General features: G+C 71.5%; 8 protein-coding genes. All 8 read right to left on the minus strand.

Going from position 1 to position 10,055, the window contains the following annotated elements:
* Nucleotides 1–90: 90 nt before the first annotated feature.
* On the minus strand, nucleotides 91–1,398 hold the full coding sequence (locus E1264_RS34215; RefSeq protein ID WP_132180250.1) for a beta-ketoacyl-[acyl-carrier-protein] synthase family protein: 1,308 nt from the start codon (nucleotides 1,396–1,398) through the stop codon (nucleotides 91–93).
* An 89-nt stretch (nucleotides 1,399–1,487) separates the two neighbouring features.
* Nucleotides 1,488–1,754: an acyl carrier protein gene (locus tag E1264_RS34220; protein WP_132180252.1), complete on the minus strand. Its 267-nt coding sequence runs from the start codon at nucleotides 1,752–1,754 to the stop codon at nucleotides 1,488–1,490.
* A gap of 54 nt (nucleotides 1,755–1,808) precedes the next feature.
* The gene (locus E1264_RS34225) at nucleotides 1,809–2,774 is read right to left on the minus strand and encodes a beta-ketoacyl-ACP synthase III (protein ID WP_132180254.1); all 966 of its coding nucleotides are present in this window, start codon (nucleotides 2,772–2,774) and stop codon (nucleotides 1,809–1,811) included.
* On the minus strand, nucleotides 2,771–3,691 hold the full coding sequence (locus E1264_RS34230; RefSeq protein WP_132180256.1) for an ACP S-malonyltransferase: 921 nt from the start codon (nucleotides 3,689–3,691) through the stop codon (nucleotides 2,771–2,773). Before E1264_RS34230 ends, E1264_RS34225 begins: the two co-directional genes overlap by 4 nt.
* A 226-nt stretch (nucleotides 3,692–3,917) precedes the next feature.
* Nucleotides 3,918–6,422 carry an excinuclease ABC subunit UvrA gene (locus E1264_RS34235; RefSeq protein ID WP_132180258.1) on the minus strand — a complete coding sequence of 835 codons (2,505 nt, stop codon included), beginning with the start codon at nucleotides 6,420–6,422 and terminating at the stop codon, nucleotides 3,918–3,920.
* A 26-nt stretch (nucleotides 6,423–6,448) separates the two neighbouring features.
* Complete coding sequence (locus E1264_RS34240; RefSeq protein WP_132180260.1) at nucleotides 6,449–6,994, minus strand: pyridoxamine 5'-phosphate oxidase family protein; 546 nt, start codon at nucleotides 6,992–6,994, stop codon at nucleotides 6,449–6,451.
* Nucleotides 6,995–7,613: 619 nt separating this feature from the next.
* Nucleotides 7,614–8,786: a helix-turn-helix domain-containing protein gene (locus tag E1264_RS34245; RefSeq protein WP_132180262.1), complete on the minus strand. Its 1,173-nt coding sequence runs from the start codon at nucleotides 8,784–8,786 to the stop codon at nucleotides 7,614–7,616.
* Nucleotides 8,787–9,208: 422 nt separating this feature from the next.
* Nucleotides 9,209–10,055: alpha/beta hydrolase (locus tag E1264_RS34250; RefSeq protein WP_132180264.1), on the minus strand; the 847-nt coding region annotated here is incomplete at its 5' end.

Here is a 10,055-nt window from a genome sequence, read left to right on the forward strand (position 1 = left end):
TCCGCAGCCAGCTCGGCCGCACGGAACGGATATATGTGAAGACACGCGAAAGGCCCGGCGGGGGGAACCCGCCGGGCCTTTCGAGAGCCGTCAGAGGGCGCGTTCGAAGGCGACGGACACGTTGTGGCCGCCGAAGCCGAACGAGTTGCTGAGCGCCGCGGCGGGGCCGTCCGGCAGCTTGCGGGGCTCGTCGCGGGCGATGTCCAGGTCGGCCTCGTCGTCGAGGTCCTCCAGGTTCGCGACGAACGGGACCAGGCCCTCCCTCAGCGCGAGGATCGTGAAGATCGACTCCAGTGCCCCGGCGCCGCCGAGCAGGTGCCCGGTCATCGACTTGGTGGCGGTCACGACCACCTTGGAGGCGGCCTCCTCACCGAGACCCGCCTTGATCGAGGCGAGCTCGGCGATGTCGCCGGCCGGCGTCGAGGTGGCGTGCGCGTTGACGTGGACGATGTCGGCGGCCTCGAGACCGGCGTCGACGAGAGCCCGCTGCATCGCCTTGGCCTGCCCGGAGCCGGTCGGCTCGGGCAGCACGATGTCGTACGCGTCGTTGGAGTAGCCGGCGCCGGACGCGATCCCGTAGATCCGCGCGCCGCGGGCGCGGGCGTGCTCCTCGGTCTCCAGGATCATCACCGCGGCGCCCTCGCCGAGGACGAACCCGTCGCGGTTCTTGTCGTAGGGACGCGACGCGCGCTCCGGCTCGTCGTTCCGCGTCGACAGGGCGCGCATGGACCCGAACGACGCCATCTGCAGCGGGTGGACGCACGCCTCCGTGCCGCCGCAGATGATCACGTCGGCACGTCCCGCGCGGATCATGTCGATGGCGTAGCCGATGGCCTCGCCGCTGGACGCGCACGCGCTGACCAGGGCGTGCGAGCCGGCCGTCGCGCCGAACTCGATGCCGACGTGCCCGGACGCGCCGTTCGGCATCAGCATCGGGACGGTGAACGGCGAGACCCGCGCCCAGCCCTTCTCCCGGTACACGTCGTAGCTGGTGAGGGCGGTGTGCAGGCCGCCGATGCCGCTGGACACCACGACGCCGAGCCGGTCGAGGTCCACGTCGAACCCGCCGTCGACGCCGGCCTTGTCCATGCCCTTCTGCGGCTTGCCGCCGCGGGACGGGGCGAAACCGGCGTCCGTCCACGCCTCCCGCGCCGCGATCAGCGCGATCGCCTGGTTGCGGTCGAGGCGGCGCAGCGACTGCCGCGGCAGCGTGTCGGCCGGGTCGGCCTTCAGCGTCGCCGCGAACCGGACCGGCAGGTCCTCGACGCCCTCGAACTCGAGGGGCCGGACTCCGGACTCTCCGGCGAGCAGGGCGGACCAGGTCGATGGCAGGTCTCCGCCAAGTGGGGTCGTTGCACCGAGACCCGTCACGACGACTCTGGTCTGGCTCTTGCTCATGGCTGGTGCTCCTTGCGGACTGGAAAGGGGGTGGGTGCGGGCACGCCGCCGTCCCGGTCGTCCGGGACGGCGGCACGCCCGCCCGCGTCTCAGCTCTTGGCCGGGGCCTCGTGCCCCTGGACGAAGTTGACGACGTCCTTCACCGTCTTGAGGTTGCGCAGCTCGTCGTCGGGGATCTCGACGCCGAACTGGTCCTGCGCGGCCACGGCGATCTCCACCATCGACAGCGAGTCGATGTCGAGGTCGTCGATGAAGTTCTTCTCCGGGGTGACCTCGGCCTTGTCGATGCCGACGATGTCGTCGATGATCTCCGCGAGGCCGTCCAGGATCTGCTGTTCGGTGGCGACTTCTGCCATGGTCTGCGTTTCTCCTTCGATGGTTGGTCCAGAGCCTGCGAGAGGCGTGACGGCCTACGGGATCTGGATGACTTGGGCAGCGTAGGACAGCCCGGCACCGAACCCGACCAGCAGGGCCGGGGCACCGGACGGCACGTCGCCGCGTTCGATCATGCGGGAGAGGGCCAGCGGGATCGAGGCCCCCGAGGTGTTGCCGGACTGGACGATGTCGTCGGCGACGACGGCGTCCTTGGCCTTCACCTTGCGGGCGATGGCCTCGATGATCCGCAGGTTGGCCTGGTGCGGGACGACGGCGGCGAGGTCCTCCGGCCGGACCCCGGCGCGCTCGCACGCCTCGACCGCGACGGGCGCGATGGCGGTGGTCGCCCACCGGAACACCGACTGCCCCTCCTGCTGGATGAACGAGTGCCGGGACGGGATGATGATCTTGTCGTACTTGTCGCCCGCGCTGCCCCACACGACCGGGCCGATGCCGGGCGAGTCGCTGGCCGCGACGACCGCGGCGCCGGCGCCGTCAGCGAAGATGATGCAGGTGGAGCGGTCGGTCCAGTCGAGCCACTGGGACATCTTCTCCGAGCCTACGACCAGCACGTTGCGGGCGTTCCCGGCCCGGACGGCGGCGCTCGCCGTCGCGAGCGCGTAGCAGAAGCCGGCGCAGGCGGCGTTGATGTCGAACGCGCCCGGCGCGTCGATGCCGAGCCGGTGCGCGACCTGCGGGGCGTAGCCCGGCATCGGCGACTCCGCCGAGCAGGTGGCGAGGATCACCAGGTCGATGTCGGACGGGGCGAGCCCGCTGCCCGCGAGCGCCTTCCCGCCCGCGTGCGCGCCGAGCTCGACGATGCCCTCGTCGTCGCCGGCGATGCGGCGCTCGCGGATGCCGACGCGGCTGCGGATCCACTCGTCGTTGGTGTCGACGGTCTCCGCGAGCTCGTCGTTGGTGACGATCCGGGCGGGCCGGTAGTCGCCGAACGCCAGGACGCGGGCGCCCGCCGCCGCGTCGGGGATGCGCAGGCCGGTCATGCCGCGTCCGCCTTGATCAGCTCGCGGGCCTTGTCGAGGTCCGCGGGGGTCTTGAGGGCGATCCGCTCGACGTCCGGCAGCTCGCGGCGGGCGAGCCCGGTCAGCGTCCCGGCGGGCGGCAGCTCGATGATCGCGGTGACGCCGAGATCGCGCGTCGTCGCCATGCACGCGTCCCACCGGACCGGCGCGCTGACCTGCTCGACCAGCCGCGCGACGAACCCGGGACCGTCCTCGACGACGGCGCCGTCCCGGTTCTGCAGCAGCCGCGTCCGCGGGTCGGCGACGGGCGCACCGGACGCGACGCGTCGCAGCGCGTCCACGGCGGGCGCCATGTGCTCGGTGTGGAAAGCTCCGGCCACCGACAGCGAACGGAGCCGCGCCTTCGCGGGCGGATCGTCGGCGAACTCGGCAAGGGCTCGGACCGTCCCGGCGGCGACGACCTGACCCGCGCCGTTGACGTTCGCGACGGTCAGCCCGTGCTTGTCGATGGAGGCGAGGACCTCGTCGGGGTCACCGCCGAGCACGGCGGTCATTCCGGTCTCGGTGACGGCGGCGGCCTCGGCCATCGCCCGCCCCCGCTCCCGGACGAGGACCAGCGCCGTCTCGGGCGACAGGACCCCGGCGATCGCCCCCGCGGCCAGCTCCCCGACACTGTGCCCGGCGACCACGCCGGGCAGGCCGTCCTCGGCTCCGTAGAGGACCTCGTAGGCGGCGAGCGCGGCGGCGACCAGGAGCGGCTGCGCCACCGCGGTGTCACGGATCTCCTCGGCGTCCGCGGTCGTCCCGTAGCGGACCAGGTCGAGCCCGGTGACCGCCGACCACCAGGCCAGACGGTCGGCGACTCCGGGTATCTCTAGCCATGGCTGCAAGAAGCCGGGGGTCTGGGCGCCCTGGCCGGGCGATGCGAGGAGAATCACCCGACCAGCCTGCCGCCAACGCCCCTATCTCTACGATGCGGAACAGCACGAACTTTGGTCGGACCCCTTTGTACGACCCCTACAAGCTGTGTCTTCTATGGGTCGACCCCATGAATTCTGTCACGCTCAGGCGATCGTCACCCCGCCGTTAGACCCATCGTGCCCGCGCGTCGTGCCCGCGCGTCGTGCCCGCGCGCCGCCGCGGTGGCCGCCTACGCCGCCGCGCTCAGCGGGGTGCGTCTTCCCGCACCTCCAGGAGCGGACGGCCCTCCGAATACCTCCGGAGGTAACCGGCGGTCGGGGTGCCGGTCGTCGCGACGGTGTCCGGGGTGCCTTCCGCGACGATCGTGCCGCCGTCCGGCCCGGCGCCCGGTCCCAGGTCGATCACCCAGTCGGCGGACGCGGCGACGGGGATGTCGTGTTCGGCCACGACCACGGTGTTGCCGGAGTCGAGCAGCGTGTCGAGCGCGTCCACCATCCGCTGGACGTCGGACGGGTGCAGGCCCGAGACGGGCTCGTCCAGCACGACGAGGCCGGCCTTGCGGCTCGTCGCGCCGCGCTGGATCGCGGCCGCGAGCTTCAGCCGCTGCGCCTCGCCGCCGGACAGTTCCGTGGCGCTCTGGCCGAGCTGGAGGTAGCCGAGCCCGACCCGGTTCAGGGCCTCCAGGGTCTCCGCCAGCTGCGGGGGTTCGGAGAAGCGTTCCGCGGCGTCCGCGACGGTCAACTCCAAGACGCGGTCGATGGTCAGTCCCCGGTAGGTGATGTCCAGGGCTTCGGGCTTGTAGCGGCGGCCTTCGCACGCGTCGCACACCACCCACACGTCCGGCAGGAAGTGCATGTCGACCAGTTTGCGGCCGTAGCCGGTGCAGGTCGCGCAGCGGCCGCCGTTCGGGGTGTTGAAGCTGAACCAGGAGGCGGTCAGCCCGCGCTCGCGCGCCGCGCCGGTCTCGGCGAACAGCCTGCGGACGATGTCGAACGCCTTGCTGTAGGTGGCAGGGTTGGACCGCGGGGTCCGCCCGAGCGGCTCCTGGTCGACGACGGCGACCCAGCCGAACGTCGCGAGCCCGGTCACCTCGCTGACCGTGTCGGTCGCCGTCCCGGACAGGGCGGCCTGCGCGCCCGCTCCGAGCGCGCCGAGCAGGCTGCTCTTGCCGCTGCCGCTCACCCCGGTCAGGCAGGTGAGCCCGCCGATCGGGAATCGCACCAGGTCCGCGGTCACGTTGTGCGCGCGGAGGCCGTGCAGCTCCACCCAGCCGGCGTCGCCCATCCGGCGGCGGGCGCGGCGCAGGCGGGGCCCCGAGCCGGCCAGGTAGCGCCCGGTCAGCGACCCGGGGTGGGCGATCGCATCGGCGGGAGGGCCCGACACCAGGACCTCACCGCCGAGGCGGCCCGCGCCGGGACCCAGGTCGATCACCCAGTCGGCCCGGGCGATCAGCTCGGGGTCGTGCTCGACGAGCAGCACCGTGTTGCCGGCCGCGCGCAGTTCCAGGGCGATGTCGAGCAGCTGCGCCTTGTCGGCCGGGTGCAGCCCGGTTCCGGGCTCGTCCAGGACGAAGACGATGCCGCTCAGCTCGGTGCTGAGCTGCGCGGCGAGCCGGGTGCGCTGCAGCTCACCGCCCGACAGCGTCGCCGCGCTCCGGGACAGCTGGAGATGGGCCAGGCCGAGCCGCTCCAGAACGCCGAGCCTGCGGCCCAGGTCCTGCAGCAGCGGCCCGCCCACCTCGCGGTGCCGCACGTCCAGGCCGTCCGTCACGCGCTCGGCCCAGTCGCGCACCTGCCGGACGTCCACCTCCAGGAGGTCGGGGTAGGACAGCCCGCCAAGCCGCACGGACCGGGCCGCCGGACCGTACCCGCTTCCGCCGCAGGTGCCGCAGGGGCGTTTGCGCATGTAGGCCAGATAGCGCTCCTTGGCACCGGCCGTCTGGGCGTTGACGAACACCCGCTCCACCTCGGCGAGCGCGCCCCGCATCGGCTGGCTGGAGGTGTAGGTCATCCGCGCCGTCTCGTTCCTGTTCGGGATCTCGACGGTCGCCTCGATCGTCTCCTCACCCGTGCCGTACAGCACGCAGTGCCGGAATTCTTCCGGCAGCGACCGCCATGGCAGGCTCAGGTCCACGCCCCGCTTCTCGGCGAGCGCCGGGACGAACGCGTGCTCGCCTGACCGCCACTTGGCGAACCAGGGCGAGGCCCCTTCGAGCAGCGGCAATTCCGGATAGGGGATGATCAGATCTTCCTGCGCTTCCCAGCGGCCGCCGACCCCGTGGCAGTCCGCGCAGCCCCCTTCGGGGGTGTCGCGGTCGAAGTGGGTGGTCGCCAGGTGCCCGTCCGCGCCTTCCACGCCTTCCACGCCTTCCGCGCCGGGATCGGCGTCGATCGTCGGAAGGCGCGAGTACAGCAGTCCGAGGTGCCCGTCGATGCCGGTGATCGTCGCGACCGTGGAGCGGGGGTTGCGATTCAGGCGGCGCTGGTCGACCGCCAGCGTCGCGCCGAGCCCGAGGATGCGGTCGACCTTGGGCCGGTTGCGCTGGGTGATGTACTGCCGGACGAACGGCGACAGCCCCTCCAGATACCGCAGTTGAGCCTCGTTGTGCAGGGTGTCGATGGCCAGCGAGGTCTTACCGCTGCCGCTCACCCCCGTGAACGCCACGAGCCGTCCCTTGGGGATGCTCACCGACACGTCCCGCAGATTGTTGGTGCGAGCCCCCACCACGTCGATGGTCTCGAACCCCATGCTCGGGACATCCCGTACGAATGCCGTCAACCTGCGTGCCCTTCCTTGCGGGGTGGGGTGGTGAGCTTGGTGGTGTCGGGGGCGAAGACGGTCATCCAGTGCGGATGCAGCCGGTAGTAGACCACCTCGTTGTCCCAGTCGAAGGAGTCGTCGCCGTAGAAGTCCTTGAGGTAGGCGCGCACTTCCGGCCAGTCCGCCGCCGGGTCGCTGTCCGGCGGGTTGAGGGTCTCCGCCGTGCCGTGCGTGAACACGCCCAGGTCCTCACCGCGCAGGTGCGCGGCGCTGACGGCGGGGCGGGCGGCCAGATGGCGTGCCTTGGCGGCGTTGCGCGCCGTGCCGAAGTGCCACTTGCCGTGCAGGAAGTGCCCGTCCACGCCACTGATCCGGGGTTCGCCCTTCGCCGTCACGGTGGACAGGGCGAGCGTGCACATGCCGGTGAGGAGCCCGGTGAGCCGCTCTGCGGTCAGCGTGCTGCCCGCGTTGATGATCGAGCGCAGGTGGCGGGTGGAGCCGTTGAGGGAGGCGTCCAGGAGTGCCTGCAAGTCCTTGAGTTCTTCTGGTGTTTCACGCATTGCGTTCCTTGCCTGTTCCAAAGGGGCCCGGCCGACGGTTGCCAGCGGCGCCGACCGGCAAAACCATGATCGTCGCGAAACCTGACACCCTGCGTCAGGTTTCCGGGTGTCTTACACCGGGCCCTGTTCGACGAGAACGTCCTGGTCACGGAACATGCGCAAGCGGCAGCGGGCCAGGGGTGCCGGCCCTCCTGCTCGTGGGGAGCGGTGACGAGCCAGGCAACGATGTCGCGCGGGCTCAGGTCTGCTCGCACAGGTGGAGGACGTGGCACAGCATGCCCTCGTCAGCGCCGCCGACCCTCACGGGACCGCCCCACGAGAACCTGCGCACTGTGCACGCGACTCCATACTCCCGTGCAGGTGACTTCGGAAACCGACACTGAAGCCCCTCCGTCAGCGGAGGCCGTTCGCCGATTCCCTAGCGCGTCCCGTGGACCAGCCCGCTGCCGAGCGGGGGCGCGGGGGTCTACGTCGCCGGGCGCCTGCCGACTGAATCCTCCGTCAACGAGGGGCCGTTCGCCGATTCCCTGGCGCGTCCCGTGGACCAGCCCGCTGCCGAGTGGGGGCGGGGTCTTCCTCGCCGGGCGCTTGCCGTCAGATGACCTGTGCGCGGCTTGGGTCACCAGCGTTTTTGGAAGCGGCCGAGGACGAGGGCGATGCGTAGCGTGAACGCGTTTCGGCCGTCGGTCGGTGCCAGCCCGGTGAGTTCGCTGACGCGGCGGAGCCGGTAGCGGACGGTGTTCGGGTGGACGAACAGCAGCCGCGCGGTCGCCTCCAGCGACGAGCCCTGTTCGAGGTAGGTGGTGAGCGTGTCGAGGAGCGGGGCGCCCGCGGCGAGCATGGGGTTGTAGACGTTCTCCACCAGGTGGCGGCGGGCGTCGTCGTCGCCGTCCAGGGCGCGCTCGGGCAGCAGCTCGTTGGCCGGGACGGGACGGGGCGCGTCCGGCCAGCCGGCGGCGGCGCGCAGGCCGGCCACGGCGGCCTGGGCGGAGCGGGTCGAGTCGTACAGGTCAGGGACCTGCGGGCCGACGACGACGGGGCCGGGGCCGCACTTGGCGGCGATCGGCCGGGCCGCCTCCATCGGGTCGGTGTCGCCGCCGACGATGACGATGACGCGGTGCCCCTGCACGCCCGCGAGCACGTCGGCGCGGGCGCGGCGGGCGGCGAGCTGCATCTGGTCGATGGTGACCTCGGGCTCCTCGTCCTCCGGCGTGAGCCCGGCGATGACGGTGACGGGCTTGGACGTCCAGCCGAGCGCGGCGGCCCACGAGTGCATGCCGTCGTCGACCTCGCCGCGCAGCACCGCGTTGACGACGAGGGCCTCCAGCCGCGCGTCCCAGGCGGCGCGCGTCTCGGCGGCGCGCGCGTACACCTGCGCGGCGCCGAACGCCACGTCCCGCGTGTAGCGCAGGATCGCCTCGCGGAGCTGGGCCTCGCCGCCGGGCGCGGCCAGCTCGTCCAGGCGGGTCTCGACGACGTCGATGATGACGCGGACCATGTCGATGGTGTGCTGCAGCTTGATGGCGCGGAGCAGCTCGCGGGGCGCGGTGCCGAACACCTCGCCCGCGATGGCCGGACGGGTCTTCTCCTCGTTCTTGAACCACTCGACGAACGCGGCGATCCCCGCCTGCGCGACGAGGCCGATCCAGGAGCGCTGGTCGGCGGGCATTCGCCGGAACCAGGGAAGCTGCTCCTCCATGCGGGTCAACGCCGCGGTGCCGAAGGTCCCCATGGCCTTCTCCAGCCGTTGGGTGGTCTGCTCGCGCATCTCGGCCTCGTTAGCGGTGTCCACCACCCCAGGGTGCCATCTCCCGCCCTCAACCACCCCACTGCGGCGGCCTCTATCAACCTCGCTGGTTGCGGCGGTTCGACTCGCTGCTTCAGCGCGGCGGCTCAGGGCGGTGTTCCGGGTTGACGGTTTGGGGTGCGTTTCGACGTTCGGTTGTGGCGCTCGCTTGGTGGCTTGTGCGATGGGTCAGGTTGTTGGCCTGTGTGGCGTTGCTGTTCGGGTTCGCTTTGGTGTGGTCGGGGTGGGTGAACTGGCCGTGTTCCGGGGTGACGGTTTGGGGTGCGTTTCGACGTTCGGTTGTGGCGCTCGCTTGGTGGCTTGTGCGATGGGTCAGGTTGTTGGCCTGTGTGGCGTTGCTGTTCGCGTTTGCTTTGGTGTGGTCGGGGTGGGTGAACTGGCCGTGTTTGGGTGAGGTCCACTTTGGGTTACGGGCTGGGTGGAGTTACTTCGGTGGGGTGGCCGAGGGCGATGGTGGTGAGGTTGCGGAGTGAGGTGGAGCCGGGGCGTAGGTAGCCGCTGTGGCCGCCGGTTCCGGCGTCGAACACTCGCGCGCCGAATGCTGGAGAGACGGGGTCGGGGCCAAGGCCGAGGCCGAAGATGCGGACGTGGGGGACGTCCTCCATCCAGTCGGTCGTGCCGCGTCCGGCCCAGATCCGTGCGGTGCTGCTCAGCTTCGCGGCCGTTGGTGCGGTGGTTCCGGGGCTGCCGTAGAGGGCGATGTCGGTGACCTGTCTCCAGGCCGCGTTGTCGGGGCCGTCCAGTGCCGCCCGGCCGCACACAACGGAGCCGTAGCTGTGGCAGAGCAGGCCGACGTGGGCGGACGGGTTGACCGTATGCACGCCGTTCAGGAAGCGACGGAGCTCTTTCCCTCCTTCGCCGGCGCGTTCGTCGGTGAGGACGTCGTTGCTGAACGTTTCCGGTGCCGCGTAGCCGAGCCATGCGACGACGGCCAGGTCTGGGTGTGGGGACGGTGACCTGGTCGCTTGTGCGTAGAGGGCTTGGGCGCCGCCGCCGGGGGTGGACCAGGGCTGGCTGCCGCGGGAGTCGAACGTGGTGAGTGTCGTGTCGGCGCCGGGGACCAGGACTGCGATCCGGCGCGCCCTGGTCAGGTCGCCGATGACCTCGACTGCGCGTCCGTTGCCGCGCGGGTCGAAGTAGAGGAACCGGCGGCCCGGGCGGAGGAACGCGCCGAGGGCCCTTACTCGGTCGGTGTCGCCGACGTTCTGTGCCGTGGTGAGGGCTTCTTCGATGGATCGGCGTTCGGCCGCGTAG

It is taken from the genome of Actinomadura sp. KC216 (assembly GCF_004348535.1).
GTDB lineage: Bacteria > Actinomycetota > Actinomycetes > Streptosporangiales > Streptosporangiaceae > Spirillospora.

What these genes read in the sequence shown, in the direction of transcription:
- E1264_RS34215 (WP_132180250.1), bottom strand. Translation starts at nt 1,398, where the DNA reads ATGAGCAAGAGCCAGACCAGAGTCGTCGTGACGGGTCTCGGTGCAACG.
- E1264_RS34220 (WP_132180252.1), bottom strand. Translation starts at nt 1,754, where the DNA reads ATGGCAGAAGTCGCCACCGAACAGCAGATCCTGGACGGCCTCGCGGAG.
- E1264_RS34225 (WP_132180254.1), bottom strand. Translation starts at nt 2,774, where the DNA reads ATGACCGGCCTGCGCATCCCCGACGCGGCGGCGGGCGCCCGCGTCCTG.
- E1264_RS34235 (WP_132180258.1), bottom strand. Translation starts at nt 6,422, where the DNA reads ATGGGGTTCGAGACCATCGACGTGGTGGGGGCTCGCACCAACAATCTG.
- E1264_RS34240 (WP_132180260.1), bottom strand. Translation starts at nt 6,994, where the DNA reads ATGCGTGAAACACCAGAAGAACTCAAGGACTTGCAGGCACTCCTGGAC.